Consider the following 15923-nt stretch of genomic DNA (forward strand, 5'->3'; position numbering starts at 1 on the left):
GCCGGGCGGCCGTCCCGCGCCGAACGGGCCCTCAGCCCGCGTACACGTCCTCGACGTAGCGGCCCGCCTCGACCAGGCCCTGCAGCCAGTCCTGCGCCTGCCGCTCGTCCGCCCCCGGCGTGCGCTCCCGGTAGAGCGCCCGGAAGGCCTCCCGCACGCCGGGCGCCATCCGGGCGCCGTCGCCGCACACGTACACCTCGGCCCCGGCGGCGAGCAGCTCCCAGACCTCCGCCGCCTCGGCCGCGATGCGGTCCTGGACGAAGCGCCGCCCGTCCTGCGGCCGCTCGCTGAACGCGGGCCGCATCGAGACGGCGCCGGCCCGCTCGGCCTCCTCCAGCTCGGCCCGGTGCAGGTAGTCGGCGTCCGGGGCGTCACAGCCGAAGTACAGCAGCGCCGGGGCCAGCTCGGCGCCCGTGCCGAGCAGCGCGCGGCGGTCGGCGACGGCGCCGCGGAAGGGCGCCAGGCCGGTGCCGGCCGCGATCATGACCACGGGGGTGCGGTGGCCGATCCGGAACGCCTCCCGGCAGGGCTGGACCCGGGCCAGCACGGTGTCGCCGACGGCCAGCCGGTCGAGGTAGCCGGAGCCGGTGCCCCGGAAGGTGCCCCGGCCCGAGCGGGCGGGCGCGCTGAGCACCGAGACCATCAGGTCGATCTCGTCGCCGTCGACCGACGGCGAGGAGGAGATCGAGTAGTGCCGCGGCCGGATCGGCGGCAGCAGGTCCAGCAGGACCGGCCAGCTCAGCGCCTCCCGCAGGGCCGGGTGGTCCTCGACCAGGTCGAGCAGCGTGCGCGGGTCGTCCGCGGGCAGCGCCCGCAGCGCGGCCTGCTCGGGCGGGCACGGGTTGAGCCCGGCCAGCACGGCGCGCTGTTCGGCGGTGGGGCGGTCCTGCAACTCGACGTGGTGGGTGAGCAGTTCGCGCACGGTCAGCGGGCGGTCGACGGCCGGGCCGGTGCGCCGGTGGGCGACGATCCCGAGCACCGTGTCGAGTTCGGCGCCGAACAGCGCGGCGGCGCGTTCCACCAGGGCCGGGTCGTTGGCCGGGAGCACGGTCAGGTGGTCGGCGGTCCGGTAGTCGGTGCCGTCCGGCAGGGCGAGCCGGACCAGGCGCTTCACCCGGTGGTAGCCGGGGTCGGTCAGGCTGTCGACGGCGGTGACGGTCAGCTCGCTCATGCCGTGCCGGGTGGCGAGCGCGTGCAGCGGGCCGCCGACCAGCTCGGTCACGGTGAACCCGGCCTCCTCCCGGGGCGGGGCCACCGCCTCGGCGTCGCCGTGCCGGGTCAGCAGCAGCTCGACGAGCGCCTCGGTGAACTCCCGTACCGTACCGGCCAGGTCACCGGAGGCGTCGGCCTCGGCGCGGGCGAGCAGCCGGGTGCCGCCGAGGGCGCCGAGCCGCTCGTCGATCAGGGTGGGGACGCGCTGGTAGGTGGCGGCATAGGTCCGGTCGCCGATGCCCAGCACCGCGTACTCGACGCCGTCGGCCGCGCCGTCCGGGGCCTCGCGCAGTCGGCGGACGAACTCGGCCGCGTCGTCGGTGGGTTGGCCGTTGTAGGAGGCGGCCGTGATCACCACCGGGCGGTCGGTGGGCAGCCCGTCGGCGTAGGCGTCGAGCGGCGCGATCGCGGTGTCGCAGCCGAGTTCGGCCGCGACGTCGGCGAGTTGGCGGCTGAACTCCCGGCTGGCACCGTAGTTGGACCCGTGCAGGAGCAGCAGGCCGGTGCCCTGGCGGACCCGCGCGGCGCGTTCCGCCGCGGACGCGGACCCGACCGGCCGGCCCGCCCGGGCCGCCTGCGCGGAGGGGGCCGCCTGTGCGGAGGGGGCGGTGCCGGCCAGCGGCGCGGGGGTGCGCGGGGCGAGGGCGAGGGTGAAGCCGTCGGGCTTGATGGTGAGCGTCTGCTTGAGGGTCAGCCGGTAGTCGGCGTGGTCGATCAGCCGGTAGCGGTGGACCAGCATGCCCAGCAGCATGGTCGCCTCGTGCAGCGCGAACTGCCGCCCGATGCAGGCGCGTTCGCCGGTTCCGAAGGGCTTGAAGGCGTGCGGCGAGCGGGTCGCCTCGCGCTCCGGGTCGAAGCGGGAGGGGTCGAACAGCTCCGGATTGTCACCCCAGGCCGGGTCGCGGTGCAGCATCGGGGTCAGCACGAAGATCGGCGTCCCCGGACGGACCGGGATCCGCCCGCCGAGCAGGGTCTCCGCGCGCGCCTCCCGGCTGAACTGGGGCGCCGTGGGCCACAGTCGGAGCGCCTCGTTGAGCACCTGCCGGGTGTACCGCAGCCGGCCGACGTCCTCGTACGAGGGCTCCGGGTCGGCCCGGTCGCCCCAGAGCGCGTCCACCTCCTCCTGGACCAGCCGGAGTTCGGACGGGTGCTTGGCCAGGTAGTGCAGCGCGAAGGAGAGCGCGCCCGAGGTGGTCTCGTGCCCCGCGATCAGGAAGGTGATCACCTGGTTGCGGATGTTCTCCATGTCCAGCTTGCTGCCGTCGGAGGGGTGGACGGCACCGAGCATCAGGCCGAGCAGGTCCTGCGCCGGGCCGGCCTCGGCGCCGCTCCCGGCCCGGGCGGCGATCACCTCGTCGACCACGCCGGCCAGGTAGTCGGCGTCCCGCCGGAACGCGGCGTCGCGCTCGCGGTGGTCGAGATCCGGGTCCCGGGTGAGCTTGGTCATCGCCCACTCCAGGCAGCGCACCATCGCCTCCACGAACGGGTGGGGCTCGTCCCGTTCGAAGGAGCCGAAGTCGAAGCCGAACCCGGCCAGCCCGATGGTGTCCAGGGTCATCCGGGTCATGTCGCCGGGCACGTCCACGGTCAGCCCGGCGGCCGCGCGGCGGTCCCAGGCGCCGATCACCCGGCGGGCCACCTCCAGCATCACCGGGTGGTAGGTGCGCATCGAGCCGAGCGCGAAGGCGGGCATCAGGATGTCGTGCGCCCTGGCCCAGTTCGGCTCGTCGTTGTACGCGGTGAACAGACCGTCCCCGGTGAACTCCCGGACGTTCTCCAGCGCCGGGCCGACGGACTTGGTGAAGCGCTCCTCGTCGGCCAGTTCCTCCACCAGCTCCAGGCTGCTGACGATCAGGGTCTCGCGGCCGTGCAGGCGCTGGAAGAACGCGGGGCCGTGCGTTCTGGCGAGTTCCATGGTGCGCAGCACGGGGACGCCGACCGGCGGCAGGTCGGAGATGTCCACCAACGGGACGCCCGGGGCGGCGGCCCGGGGCCCGGCCTGGAGCCCGGTCCGGGGCTCCGCCTGGGCGCCGGCCCGGAGCGCGGGCATGGCCTCGGCGGTCGGTGGCGCCGGTACGGCCTCGGTCGTGGTGTCGGTCATCGGTAGGTCCCTCCCACGGCAGGAAAGTTCTCGGTATCTCCACTCTCTGCCCTCGTCAGGAGCGCCGGGCCGCGATCACTACATGATTGTGTAGTGCCGGCGGCTGCCCGACCCTTGCCCACGGCCTGTCAGATCTGGCGTGGGCGGCTGCCGCGGAAGGAGAGACGATGATGCGACCGACCGACGGTTGCGGTCCGGTGCCGGGCACCCGCGTGGACGCCGCGGTGGTCTGGCGCAACCGGGCGCTGCGCCTGCTGGACCACAACCCGGTGCCCATCGCGGTCTGCGAGTGGGGCGGCCGGATCATGATCGTCAACCGTGCGATGGCCGCCGAGTTCGGCGGACTGCCGGGGCAGTTGCGCAACCGCCGGATCCTGGAGTACTTCACCCTGCGGGACGACACCTCGCTGCAGACCCTCGCCGAGGCGATCCGGCTGCACCGCCGCTCGCAGTACTCCGTCGGGGTGTCCTGGACGCCCGCCGGCGGCACCGAGCGAACGGGCGAGATGACCGTCGACCTGGTCAGCGACACCCCGGAGCAGACCCCGAACATGCTGCTCTCGCTCCGCGCCCTGGCCGTACCGGCCGCCCGCCAGGCGCCCCCGGCGCCGCCCCCGCGCCCGGAGGCCAGCCCGATCGAGGCCCGCATCCTGGCCGCCGCGGCCCGGGGCGCCACCACCGCCCGGATCGCCAAGGAGATCGGTCTCACCGCGGACGGCGTCAACTACCACCTGACCCGCCTCTCCCGCCGCTGGCAGCTCCCCAACCGCACCGCCCTGGTCGCCCGCGCCTACGCCCTCGGCGTCCTCGACCCGGACGCCTGGCCCCCGGCCCCGGCCCACCCGCACTGACGGGCCGGGGCCCGCGAACGGACGTATCTGACTGGCCGTCACCCCCCGGCGCGTGCTCTTGTGAGGCACATGTTCATCTCATCGCCGGCCCGTCTGGCCGCCCCGCTCACCGTCCCGCTCGCCGCCGCCGTACTCGCCCTCGCGGGCGCGGCGCCCGCCACCGCCGCCGTGCTCCCCGCCGACGTCACCGCCGAGCAGTGCCAGGAGGCCGGCGGCACCGTGCAGGGCGGGGGCTACTGCGTGGGCGCCGTCGGCGAGGACCAGTGGGGGGCGGACATCGACGGGCAGGGCATCGCCTGACCCACCCGCCGGCGCCCTGGACACCCACCCGCCGGGGCCCTGGAGATCCACCCGCCGAGGCCCTGGAGATCCACCCGCCGACGCCCGCCGCGCGGCCCGGTGTCACCGTCGGGTCACCGCCGCGTCAGCGGATCGTCGCAGCCCGGTAGCGGACCGGTAAAGCCACCACCCCCCGCCCCTCCCCCGCGCTGACCAGCCGCTACGCTCTGGGCCGCGCCGCGCCACGGGGGCCGGCGGCACCACCACGGGGGGACCCACAGTGCGCTACCTGGTCCGCGACCGCATGTTCGCCTTCCACGAAGAGGCCTGGATAGAGACCGAGCACCGGGAGAAGCTCTACCGCGTGAACCGGAAGTTCTTCCGGCTGCGCCGCACCTTCGCCCTGGAGGACACCCGCGGCGAGCACGTCGCGAGCATCGTCCGCAAGGCCTTCACGATCCACCACACCCTGCTGATCAAGCAGAACGGCCAGCCGACCGCCAAGATCAGCAAGAAGATGTTCACGCTCTTCGGCGACCGCTTCAAGGTCCGCCTCGGCGACGGCCGCCGGCTGCGGGTCAACGGCAACCTGTGGGACCGCGAGTTCGACATCCAGCACGAGGGCACCACCCTGGCGCACGTCTCCCGGCGCTGGTTCACCGTCCGCGACGCCTACGCCGTCGACGTCCTGGAGCAGCGGGACGCCCTGCTGCTGGTCGTCCTCGCGGTCTGCGTCGACCACGTGCTCCAGGACGCCAAGGGCGACCGGCTGACCAACCTCTGACGGCGGCCCTCCACTCCGACGGCCGCCCTCAGCTCCGACAACGGATTCCGCTCCGACGACGCCCTCCGTCAGGAGGTGCCCAGCACCACCCGGTCCTCGGCGAGTTCGGCGAGCAGGGCGTCCAGCTTGGCCCGGTCCACCGAGGGCATCACGAAGACGTGCACGTAGCTGCGCCGGGTGCTCTCGTCGCCCGGGACCATCACCACGTCCTGGGAGGACAGCGACCACTTGGCCACCAGCTCCGGGCTCGGCTTGCGGAACCGCACGGTGACCGCGCCCGGGGTGCGGGCCGGCCAGAGCTCGACGCCGAGCTCCCGCTCCATGGCGACCAGGCGCCGCTCCAGGTAGGCCGCGAGCTCCTGGGCCTCGCGGATCCGGCCGACCTGGTCGCGGTAGGAGTACCGGGACAGGTGGTCCCAGAGGACCAGCGGGGAGAACCCGTTGCGGGAGCCGGCGAAGGTGGTGTCCGGCGCACCGATGTAGTCGGGCTGGGACGGCGGCGAGATCTGGTACTTCACCTTGGTCATGTAGATGCCGCACGGCCAGGGCGCGCCGGCCCACTTGTGGCCGCTCATCGCGATCGAGGAGACCATGTCCAGCTCGCCGTGCCCGGCGGTGGGCAGCCGCAGTCCGAAGTCGAACTCGGGCAGCTCCGCCTCCGGCGTCCAGCCGTACGCCTGCGGGTCCTGGGCGGCCATCCGCAGGAACGGCGCGTAGCCGGCGCCGAGCGCCCCGTCCACGTGGATCCAGAAGCCGCGGCGCACGTCGACCAGCGGGCGCCCGGTCCGCTCGCAGCTGCCGTAGACGACCTCGCGCCGCACCAGCCCGTGCCGCTCGAAGATCGGCAGCAGCCGCTCGCAGACCGCGCGGACGTCGTCGTGGGCGCCCTTGAAGGTGCTGCCGAGGTTGAGGTTGACGAAGACCGGGTGGCCCTTGGCGGCGAAGAACTCCACCAGGACGGCGAGGGCGTCGACGTCTATCTCGCCGGAGCCGTCCCAGGACAGGCCGGACGGGCCCGGGCGGGACGGCACCTCGGTGGGCCAGTCGCGGCGGCCGGTCACCGGGTCGACCAGCGGGCACTCGTCCGGGTACTTCTCCAGGCCGACGGCGTGGAAGGTCTCCACGCCCAGCACGGCGACGGCCTTGGCGAAGGAGTAGTGGGTGTCCTCGGAGTAGAACGCCACCGGGTGGTGGGCGTTCGGGTTCCGCCGGTCGGGGTCGGCCTTGACGTAGCGCACGGCGTCCAGGGGCTCGGTCGGCGGCTGGATCAGCGCCTTGCCGCTCAGGTAGTCCCGGGCGTTCCACAGGGCGTACATGTTGCCCTCGGTGGAGCCCATGGACAGCATGTAGCCCCAGTAGGACTCCGGATCGGCCGGGTCGTGCGGGCGCTCGGCGTGCCAGAGCTTCGCGTAGTAGTCGAGCACGGCCCGTTCGACGACCTTGGTGTTGGGCTTGTAGCCGCCGCTCTGGAACGGGTCGCCGAGGTTGTTGATGTTGTTCGGCAGGAACCGGGCGAGGTCCAGCGCGGTGCCCTGCATGTCCTGGGTGGCCTGGTAGCCGACCAGGTGCTTGCGCTTGCGGGTCAGGTACTCGTCCACGGCGTCGAGCGCGCGCAGCCGCCCGGCCTCGTCCAGGCCGCCCTCGGGGAGGGCGAAGTCGCCGCCGTCCAGCTCCGGACCGGGGTCGACGGCGGTCGCGGCGGCGGGGAAGGCGGTCGGACTCATGGGCGGGGCGCTCCGGAGGTGCGGGGACGACGACGGGAGGTCGCCACCGTCACCCTGGGTGCCGGGGAGGACCGTCGGTAAGGATGGAACTTTTGGACACCCGAGGGAAGCCCTTCCGAAGAACATTCGGTTCCAGGTCGATCAGGTTTGCGAATCTGCGGAACGGCCTGGGATCCTGGCAGGCATGCCGAACAATCCGCAGGCCAGGCGGGCAGCCCTCGACGACGTCGACCGGGCGATCGTCCGCGCCCTGGCCGACAACGCCCGCCTCCCGAACAACGCCCTCGCGGCCGCCGTCGGCATCGCCCCCTCCACCTGCCTGGCCCGGGTCCGCGCCCTCCAGGAGCGCGGCATCATCCGCGGCTTCCGCGCCGAACTCGACCCGGCCGCGATCGGCCTGCCGCTCCAGGCGATGATCTCGGTGCGGCTGCGCGCCCACACCAGGGAGCAGAACGAGAGCTTCCGCAGCACCGCCCCCGACCTGCCCGGCGTCCTCGCCGTCTTCCACATGGCCGGCTCGGACGACTACCTGCTGCACGTCGGCGTCGCCGGGCCCGAGTCCCTGCGCGACTTCGTCGTCGACCACCTCACCACCCACCCCGCGGTGGCCCAGACCCGCACCAACCTGATCTTCGAACAGATACCGGGCCGCCGCTACCTCGCCCCCGGCCCCTGACGGCCGGCCCGCGCGCCCGCCCGACGGACCGTCAGTTTGGTGCGGACGCAACCGATCCCGCCCTGGCCGCGTGGTAGGACTCGACACCCTGACGACCAGTCGCCCCAGGAAGGCGGAGCATGCCCATCTCGCTGAACCACACCATCGTCCCGGCCGTCGACAACGAGGCGGCGGCGCGCTTCTTCGCCTCCGTCATGGGCCTGGACTACCCCGGCCCCGACCGGCACTTCGCGCCGGTGCGGGTGAACGACTCGCTGACGCTGGACTTCCTGACGACGGAGGACCCGTCCGGCCACCACCTGGCCTTCGACGTGGACCCGGAGACCTTCGACGGGATACTCGACCGGCTGCGGGCCGCCGGGGTGCCGTACGGCGACGATCCCCGCGAGCCCGACAACGGCCGGACCGACCACCCGCTGTGCGCCCGCGGGCTGTACTTCACCGATGACGCCGGGAACCTCTACGAAGTCATGTCGCCGCGGTAGCACGGCGGTTCGGCCCTACGGCCGGTCGCGGGGCCCGCGGCCGCCGACGATCCGGCGCAGACGCACAGGTGCCCCGCACGCGGGTACGTGCGGGGCACCCGCTCAGGTGCCGAGGTCAGGCCGGGCGGATGTGCTCGGCCTGCGGGCCCTTCTGGCCCTGCACGATGTCGAAGGACACCTTCTGGCCCTCCTGGAGTTCACGGAAGCCCTGGGCGTCGATGTTCGAGTAGTGGGCGAACACGTCGGGGCCGCCGCCGTCCTGCTCGATGAAACCGAAGCCCTTCTCCGCGTTGAACCACTTCACAGTGCCGGTAGCCATGCGCTCCTCCTTCACGGGAACTGACCGGGTCCCGCCGATGCGGGCCCGGAGGTGATCGCCCTGGTCCGGAGAGGCGTCGAAACAGCAAAAACGCCCACGGCACGTAACCGCGGGCGAGAACTTCGGAACCACGACTGCTTGATCAAAACGTTACACCGCGGGGGCTCCCCCTGCCAGGGAACCGCGCACCGGACACGCGGCGGCACATCCCTGCCACCCGTACGCACCCCTACGCACCCCTACGCACCCCGGGCGCGGCGAGCCGCCGATGCCCGCGGACCCGAACGGGACTCACCCCCGCCGAACGGATGCGCGGGGTCTCGCACCGGCACACCCTGGGAGGGAAGCCGACCTCGGAGGAGAGCGATGACCAGTACCGGTGGCACACGGGAACCGAGTGCCATGGCGCACATGTCGATCTCCGGCGCGCCCGCCGCGGCGAACGTGGTCGCGGACACGGTCGGGCAGTCGTTCCGGCTGACCACCGTCCCCGGCCCCGGCGGCGCGGGGGACTACGTCTCACCCGCCGATCAGGTCGTCCGCACCCGCTGGCAGGTGGACACGTCGGCGCCGGTCGAGGAAGCCCCCGCCCGCCCGGTCGCCCTCGCCGCGGCCGGCACCGACGCGGTGAGAGTGGAACTCAGCGGCCGGGCCGATGCCGTCGTCAAGGTCGAGGCGCTGATCCGTGCCCGCTTCCGCGCCGGACCGCCGACGGGATTCTCACAGGCGTTCGAAGTGTGGCCGGGGAGCCCGCCGCAGGCCACGGACCGGCCCTGACCGGGTGACGTGCGCCCGGCCTGGCGTCAGATCCGCCGCGCCGCAAGGGCGAGCGGCCGCAAGCGCGAGCGGCCGCCAGGCCGCCGACCGGGGAGACCCGGGCGCCGAGCCTGGCGGCCGCTTCGCCCACCGTGGCTGTCAGGAGTCGGAGTAGCTGAGGTCCCCGACCGTCCAACTGCTGACGTCCTCGATGGCGATGCGGTACATGCCACCGGTGTGGGGAAGCCCGAAGTCACCCTGGAGGATCTTCGCCCGATGGAGGTGCAGATGGGTGGGCCGTTCGGGCGCCCCGTCGGCGGGTGGGGCGAAGAGGGCGGCGAACGGCTTCAGGTGTTCTGAGGCCTCGAGGACCTCCGCCACCCGCTCCAGCCACAAGGTCACCGGCGCGAGCCGGCCGGTGATCACGGCTCCGGGGACCACCACGGTCAGGGACATCTGGTTGCTGTGCTCGGACTCGACCATCGCGGCGATGTCGACGAGCAGCCCGTCGGGGTTCGACATGCGCCCCAGGCTACGACAATGCCGCCTCGGCGCCCAGGGGCGGCCCGGCGGCCACGGCGGTTTCCGGCAGCGCTCGCGGTGCGGCGGCGCGCCGCGAGCGCTGCCGCACCGCCGGGTCAGAGCTTGAACATCGTGGTGTACGGCTGGGTGATGCGTTCCCGTCGCGTTCCGAAGTCGACGAGTACCGCGATGTCACTGTCACCCTCGACGCCGATGGCCCAGCCGAGGCCGTAGGTGTCGTGGGTCACGCGGTCACCGACGGCGAAGTGCTTGCGCGGGGCTTCGGTCCGGGCTTTGAAGGGGCTGGCGGGCAGGACGCGGCGGACTGCTGCAGATTTCGTCATTGCCTGCAGTATGCGCCGAAAACGCGCGGCCGGGCCGTTTCGGCGCACCCGGTTTCGAAGTCATCCCCCCACGGCGGGCCCAAGCCTGCTAGGCTCGTTCCAGTTGCAGTAGTGGTTCCCATGAACTTTGTGTGCGCCTGCTGATGTTTCGCAGGCGCATTTTTGTTTCCCGGGTCTTTCCCGGGTGGGTGCTCATCGCGGCGACTCGAAGCGCGCGCTGTGCACGCTTCGGACAGCCCCTTGAAGGAGATTTTTTATGGCTAATGGCACTGTGAAGTGGTTCAACGCGGAAAAGGGCTTCGGCTTCATCGAGCAGGACGGCGGCGGCCCGGACGTCTTCGCCCACTACTCGAACATCAACGCCAACGGCTTCCGTGAGCTGCTCGAGGGCCAGAAGGTCGAGTTCGACGTCACGCAGGGTCAGAAGGGCCCGCAGGCCGAGAACATTCGTCCGCTGTAGTTTCTGCCACGGCACCCGCCTGGTAGCGAGGGGCCCGCACCGCGTACATGATGCCCGGTGCGGGCCCCTCGGCATTGCGCCACGACGCGCTTCCCCGGCTGTTTCCGGCCCCCTGGCCCCGCCACCCGGCGGCCGTCCCCACGCGAGACGCCCAGCGCCGCGTCCGGATCGCCGCCCCGCCGTGACAGCTCACGGTTCGAGGTTCTCCGCTCCCGCCCTCCGCGGTGAGCGGCCGACCGTAGGTGACGTGCCGCACGGTTCCACCGTCCACGCCCCGCTCTCCACACTTTCGGCCCGTTCCTTGTGGCCTCCTGCCGGCGCCTCGCGCTGCGGAGCTTCCTCGCGACGTGCCGCCCCAGGAAGGTCTCACATGAACCGCTCCAGTCGCTCCTCGTACCAGAACGCCAACTCCCGCTCCTCGGCGTCCTCCCGGTCCTCGGCATACTCCCGCTCCTCCTCGTCCTCCCGCTCCGGCGGCAGCTCCTTCTACGGAGACCGGCCCGCCCGCGGCCGTAGCGCCCGCCAGAGTCCTTCTCCGCAGGGCGAGTTCGCGATGCCGGTGAGCACCACCCCGGCGCTCCCGGCCGTCGAGTCCTTCGCCGAGCTGGACATGCCCAAGGCACTGCTGTCGGTGCTGACCCGCCAGGGCCTCACCACTCCGTTCCCGATCCAGGCCGCGACGCTGCCCAACTCGCTGGCCGGACGGGACGTCCTCGGACGTGGTCGGACGGGCTCCGGCAAGACCATCGCGTTCGGCCTCGCCGTGCTGGCCCGCATCGCCGGCCGACGCGCCGAGCCGCGCCGCCCGCTGGCCCTGGTGCTGGTCCCCACCCGCGAGCTCGCCCAGCAGGTCACCGACGCTCTCACCCCGTTCGCGCACGCGCTGCGGCTGCGGATGGTGACCGTGGTGGGCGGGATGTCGATCGGCCGCCAGGCGCAGGCACTCAACCGCGGGGCGGAGGTCGTGGTGGCCACCCCCGGCCGGCTCAAGGACCTGATCCAGCGCGGCGACTGCCAGCTCGACGGGGTCGGCGTCACCGTCCTCGACGAGGCCGACCAGATGGCCGACATGGGCTTCCTGCCGCAGGTCACCGAACTGCTGGAACAGGTCGCCGAAGGCGGTCAGACGATGCTGTTCTCCGCCACCCTGGACCGCAACGTCGACCGCCTCGTGCGGACCTTCCTCAAGGACCCGGTCACCCACTCGGTGGACCCGTCCGCCGCGGCGGTCAGCACCATGGAGCACCACGTGCTGCACGTGCAGAACTTCGACAAGGACGCCACGATCGCCCACATCGCCTCCCGCGACGGCGGGGTGATCATGTTCACCGACACCCGGGACCGAGCCGACGCGCTGGTGGAGGACCTGCTCGCCAACGGGGTGAAGGCCGCGGCCCTGCACGGCGGCAAGTCCCAGCCCCAGCGCACCCGGACCCTGGAGCAGTTCCGCACCGGCCAGGTCACCGCGCTGATCGCCACCAACGTCGCCGCCCGGGGCATCCACGTCGACGGCCTCGACCTCGTCGTCAACCTGGACCCGCCGACCGACCACAAGGACTACCTCCACCGGGGCGGCCGCACCGCCCGGGCCGGTGAGTCCGGCACCGTCGTCACCCTCGTCCTGCCCAGCCAGCGCCGCCAGACGGCCCGTCTGATGACCACCGCCGGGATCACCCCCGTCACCACCCGCGTGAGCGCCGGCGACGAGGACCTGGCCCGCATCACCGGCGCCCGCGTCCCCACCGGCGTGCCGGTCGTCATCGCCGACCCCGTCGTCGAACGCCCCCGCCGCGGCGCGGCCACGAACCGCGGCCGCCGCGGCCGTCCCGCCCCCGCCGGCGGCGGCACCCGCGCCGACGGAGCGAGCCGCGCCACCCAGGCCTCCTCCAGCCGCCGCCGGGCACCCCGGCGCGTCGCCCTCGCCGCCTAGGAAAGCAGGCCCGGACCGCTCCCACGGTCCGGGCCCCGGCGGCCGTCCCGCCGCCAGCACCCCGACCACCGCCGGCCCCGGCGGAAACGACACCACGGAGCCCCCATGGCCCTCACCCTCGAACGCCCCGCGACCACCACCACGGTCCGCGACCTCATGACCGGCCCCGAGCTGCAGATCAGCGACGACGTCATGCTCGACGTGGCGATCCACATCCTGCACAGCTCCGGCGCCGACCACCTCCTGGTGCGCGACGACGACGGCCGCTGCGCCGGGCTGCTGACCCGCCTGCACCTCGCCCCGTTCCAGAACCGCACCCGGTCCACCGAGCGCACCCCGGTCCGTGACATCGCCTTCGACCGCGCCCCGTTCGCCACCGCCGACATGCCCGCCGCCACCGCGGCCTCCGCCATGAGCGCCCGCGGCCTGACCACCTGGCCGGTGGTCGATCCCGACGGCCACGCCGTCGGCCTGCTCAGCCTCTAGGCGCTCGGGGGCGGCCTGGGCCGGACGGCCGTCCGGTGTTTACGGATCCTCCACGAATGTGTCCAGGAAGTGGAGTTGGTGCGTCCTGACCCCTTGTCAGGCGGAACGTTCCTCCCTACCTTCGTGCTTCGGGATCCCGGCCCGCTCGGTCAGCCGCAGGGGCCGCGGCCCGCACCATCACCGGAGGCACCACAAGATCTGGAGGTTTCCCATGCCCGGAGCCATGATCGACGAGGTCCGCGACGCGGGTCCGCTGCTGGTCGATGACGAGACCATCGCGTTCGAGGACGACGACCGCGGCGACCGCGAGGCCACGGCGTGTCTCGCCGACCCGTGGGTGACCGCCACCACCCGCTTCGCCTGCGACTTCAACTCCTGACGGTGACCGGTTCCATCGCCGGCCGCAGCGGCTGGTCCGACGAGACCTGGTCGTACCTGAACGACCCGCGGATGCCGGCGGTGGAACACGGTTGGAAACTGCACGTCTCGGCCCGCCCCGGCGGGCTCGACACCGTACTCGCCCTTGCCCTGCCGGTACTGGCCCGGTACGTCTGCCACGCCAAGTGGGCCAGCGGCCCGGAGGTGCTGCGGGAGCTCAACTCCGGCACCCGGAGCGCCGCTTCGGTCGGGAAGGCGCTCACCGTCTACCCGGCGCCGTGCACCGCCGTCGCGCTGGCCGGGGAACTGGTCGCGGCACTGCGCGGGCAGCAGGGACCGCAGGTCGTGAGCGACCGGCGGGTCGACCCCGACGCGCCCGTCTACTACCGCTACGGGCCCTTCACCGGCGACTACCGCACCGGGCGCGGCGGGCGCCTGGAGTCCGTCATGGTCGGCCCCGACGGCCGGGCCTTCGACGGGCTGGCGGCCGGCTCCTACCGGTGCCCGCCCTGGGCCGAGGACCCGTTCCCGCGCAAGGCGGCGCCGCCCCAGGACTCCCCCGGCCTCGGCGGCGGCCGCTACCGGATCACCGGCGGCATCGCCCGCAAACCGCAGGGCAACGTCTACCGGGCGGTGGACCTGACCACCGGGCGGCCCGTGGTGGTCAAGCAGGCCCGGGCCTTCGTGGCCGAGGACGAGTCCGGTGCGGACGCCCGCGACCGGCTGCGCAACGAGCGGGCGGTGCTCACCGCCCTCGACGGCCTCCCCGGCGTGCCCCGGGCCCTCGACGCCTTCCGGCACCGCTCGGACGAGTACCTGGTGATGACCAGCTGCGGCGACCGGGACCTGCGCCGGGACGTCCAGGAGCACGGCCCGTACGAGGCCGCCCGGCTCGCCGAACTGGCCCTGCGGCTGCTGCGCCTGCTGGACGGCATCCACCGCCGGGGTGTGGTCGTCCGCGACCTGAAACCCGACAACATCGCGCTGGACGCCGAAGGCCGCTGCCACCTGGTCGACTTCGGGATCAGCGCGCTGGACGGCGCCGGCCCGGACGGCTCGACACCCGGCTACAGCGACCCGGTGCGGCGCCCGGCCGGGCAACCCGCGCGGCCCGCCGACGACTTCCACGCCCTGGGCGCGACCCTCGGCTTCGCCGCCACCGGGCTGGACCCGGTGATCGTCGACGGCGACACCGCCGTCAACCGGGACCGCACCCTGACCGGGCTGGCCTGGGCACTGCCCGGCCGGGAGCACCGGCAACTCCGCGCGTTGATCGCCGAGTTGACCAGCCCGGACCCGGCCGTCCGCACCACCGGTGCGGCCCGGCTCCGCGGTGGCCCGGCTGTCGGGACTCCATCCCCGCCGGTACCGCGCCGGACCCGGCTCGCCCCCGACCGGCTCCGCGCGGTCGTCGAGCACACCACCGCGTACTGCGTCGCCGAGGCGCACCGGATCGCCGACCCGGTGCTCGCCGCCCGGGCGGCCGTCCCGACGCCGATCGACGTCTACGGCGGCAGCGCCGGGCTCGGCCTGGAGCTGCTCCACCACCTCCACCGGCCCGGGGTGCCGGAGGCCGTGGCGGCGCTGGCCGAGTGGACGGCGGGGCAGTCCCGGCGGCTGTCCCCGGGGTTCTACTCGGGCCGCACCGGGGTCGAACTGTTCCTCGCCCGGGCCGGATTGCCCGCCGGCGGGGGCGAGGACCTGCCCACCCGCGGTCCGGACGGCGGACCGCCCGAGGCCGACCTGATCGAGGGCGTCGCCGGGATCGGCGTCGGCCGACTGCTGCTCGCCCGGTCCCACCCCGCCGGGCGGGACCGGCACCTCGCCGTCGCCGCCGAGTGCGCCCGGCTGCTGGCCACCGGCCGGGCCCGCCTGTCACCCGCCGGGGCCGACACTCCCGGCAGTGCCGCACTGCGCGAGGGCCTGGCGCACGGCACCGCGGGCGTCGCCTACTTCCTGCTGGAGTACGGGAGTTCCAGCGGCGATCCGGCCGACCGGCACCGGGCCGAGCAGGCCTGCGCCCGACTCGCCGCCGACACCCCAGGGCTGATCGCCCGGGCCACCGCGCCGGGGGCGACCCGCCGCTACGGCTCCTGGTGCCGGGGCCTGGCCGGGGTCGGATCGGTGCTGGTCCGGGCCGCCGACCGGCTGGCCGAACCCGGGTACCTGGACCTCGCCCGGCGGACCGCCCGCACCTGTGCCGCGCTCGCGCCCCGGATGCCGCTGGTCACCCAGTGCTGCGGGCTGGCCGGGGTCGGCGAGCTGCTGGTGGACGTCGCCGTCGCGTCCGGCTCCGGGACCGAGTCAGGTGGCGGTACCGGAGCCGAGGAGTTCTGGGACGCCGCCGGCACCGTCGCGGCGATCCTGCTGAGCCGCAGCGGCGGCCCGCCGTCCCGTCCGGTGTTCCCGGACGCCGGCCTGGCCCGGCCGAGCGCCACCTGGGCCGGCGGCTCCGCCGGAGTGCTCGGTTTCCTCCGCCGGCTGCACGAGCGGGGCGGACCACGGCTCGGCCTGCTCGACTGACCGCGCCCGGCCGGCCGTCAACGCTCCCGCTCGGCCCGTCCCGGGCGAGGGCGCTCAACCTGTGCCGGGCGAGGGCGCTCGGCCTGTCCCGGG

General features: G+C 73.7%; 16 protein-coding genes. 11 read left to right on the plus strand and 5 right to left on the minus strand.

Annotated elements, in window-relative coordinates:
- Positions 1-31: 31 nt before the first annotated feature.
- Positions 32-3313, minus strand: a complete 3282-nt coding sequence (locus AB0F71_RS21410) for a cytochrome P450 (RefSeq protein WP_360236738.1) — start codon at positions 3311-3313, stop codon at positions 32-34.
- 167 nt (positions 3314-3480) lie between these two features.
- Between AB0F71_RS21410 and AB0F71_RS21415 the strand changes: the two genes are divergently transcribed.
- The 3 genes from AB0F71_RS21415 to AB0F71_RS21425 all read left to right on the plus strand — a co-directional run bounded on the left by AB0F71_RS21415 (position 3481) and on the right by AB0F71_RS21425 (position 5227).
- Positions 3481-4164, plus strand: coding sequence for a LuxR C-terminal-related transcriptional regulator (locus tag AB0F71_RS21415; protein WP_360236741.1), 684 nt, complete (start codon positions 3481-3483; stop codon positions 4162-4164).
- Between the two features lie 69 nt (positions 4165-4233).
- Positions 4234-4464, plus strand: a complete 231-nt coding sequence (locus tag AB0F71_RS21420; RefSeq protein WP_360236744.1) for a hypothetical protein — start codon at positions 4234-4236, stop codon at positions 4462-4464.
- A gap of 259 nt (positions 4465-4723) precedes the next feature.
- Positions 4724-5227 carry an LURP-one-related family protein gene (locus AB0F71_RS21425; protein ID WP_360236747.1) on the plus strand — a complete coding sequence of 168 codons (504 nt, stop codon included), beginning with the start codon at positions 4724-4726 and terminating at the stop codon, positions 5225-5227.
- Between the two features lie 68 nt (positions 5228-5295).
- On the opposite strand, the gene AB0F71_RS21430 is transcribed toward AB0F71_RS21425, so the two are convergent.
- Positions 5296-6951 (minus strand): histidine decarboxylase, encoded by a 1656-nt coding sequence (locus AB0F71_RS21430; protein WP_360236750.1) that lies wholly within the window; start codon positions 6949-6951, stop codon positions 5296-5298.
- A gap of 184 nt (positions 6952-7135) precedes the next feature.
- Between AB0F71_RS21430 and AB0F71_RS21435 the strand changes: the two genes are divergently transcribed.
- Positions 7136-7627: an Lrp/AsnC family transcriptional regulator gene (locus AB0F71_RS21435; RefSeq protein ID WP_360236753.1), complete on the plus strand. Its 492-nt coding sequence runs from the start codon at positions 7136-7138 to the stop codon at positions 7625-7627.
- A 119-nt stretch (positions 7628-7746) separates the two neighbouring features.
- The gene (locus AB0F71_RS21440; RefSeq protein WP_360236756.1) at positions 7747-8112 is read left to right on the plus strand and encodes a VOC family protein; all 366 of its coding nucleotides are present in this window, start codon (positions 7747-7749) and stop codon (positions 8110-8112) included.
- Positions 8113-8227: 115 nt separating this feature from the next.
- Here the strand turns inward: AB0F71_RS21440 and AB0F71_RS21445 are convergent, their stop codons facing one another.
- Entirely contained in the window at positions 8228-8431 is a 204-nt protein-coding gene (locus tag AB0F71_RS21445) for a cold-shock protein (protein WP_360236759.1), read from the minus strand.
- Positions 8432-8842: 411 nt separating this feature from the next.
- On the opposite strand from AB0F71_RS21445, the gene AB0F71_RS21450 reads away from it, so the two are divergent.
- Entirely contained in the window at positions 8843-9208 is a 366-nt protein-coding gene (locus tag AB0F71_RS21450) for a hypothetical protein (protein WP_360236762.1), read from the plus strand.
- Positions 9209-9346: 138 nt separating this feature from the next.
- On the opposite strand, the gene AB0F71_RS21455 is transcribed toward AB0F71_RS21450, so the two are convergent.
- Positions 9347-9709: a hypothetical protein gene (locus AB0F71_RS21455; RefSeq protein ID WP_360236765.1), complete on the minus strand. Its 363-nt coding sequence runs from the start codon at positions 9707-9709 to the stop codon at positions 9347-9349.
- Positions 9710-9825: 116 nt separating this feature from the next.
- Complete coding sequence (locus AB0F71_RS21460) at positions 9826-10053, minus strand: hypothetical protein (RefSeq protein WP_360236768.1); 228 nt, start codon at positions 10051-10053, stop codon at positions 9826-9828.
- A 256-nt stretch (positions 10054-10309) separates the two neighbouring features.
- On the opposite strand from AB0F71_RS21460, the gene AB0F71_RS21465 reads away from it, so the two are divergent.
- The 5 genes from AB0F71_RS21465 to lanL all read left to right on the plus strand — a co-directional run bounded on the left by AB0F71_RS21465 (position 10310) and on the right by lanL (position 15830).
- The gene (locus AB0F71_RS21465) at positions 10310-10513 is read left to right on the plus strand and encodes a cold-shock protein (protein WP_031068443.1); all 204 of its coding nucleotides are present in this window, start codon (positions 10310-10312) and stop codon (positions 10511-10513) included.
- A 370-nt stretch (positions 10514-10883) separates the two neighbouring features.
- Positions 10884-12443: a DEAD/DEAH box helicase gene (locus tag AB0F71_RS21470; protein WP_360236771.1), complete on the plus strand. Its 1560-nt coding sequence runs from the start codon at positions 10884-10886 to the stop codon at positions 12441-12443.
- 105 nt (positions 12444-12548) lie between these two features.
- On the plus strand, positions 12549-12929 hold the full coding sequence (locus AB0F71_RS21475; RefSeq protein ID WP_360236774.1) for a CBS domain-containing protein: 381 nt from the start codon (positions 12549-12551) through the stop codon (positions 12927-12929).
- A 211-nt stretch (positions 12930-13140) separates the two neighbouring features.
- Positions 13141-13308, plus strand: a complete 168-nt coding sequence (locus tag AB0F71_RS21480) for an SflA family class IV lanthipeptide (protein WP_360236777.1) — start codon at positions 13141-13143, stop codon at positions 13306-13308.
- A gap of 2 nt (positions 13309-13310) precedes the next feature.
- Positions 13311-15830 carry a class IV lanthionine synthetase LanL gene (lanL, locus tag AB0F71_RS21485; RefSeq protein ID WP_360236780.1) on the plus strand — a complete coding sequence of 840 codons (2520 nt, stop codon included), beginning with the start codon at positions 13311-13313 and terminating at the stop codon, positions 15828-15830.
- Positions 15831-15923: the final 93 nt, after the last annotated feature.

Origin of the sequence: Kitasatospora sp. NPDC028055 (assembly GCF_040637885.1) — a bacterium.
Classification (GTDB): Bacteria; Actinomycetota; Actinomycetes; order Streptomycetales; family Streptomycetaceae; genus Kitasatospora.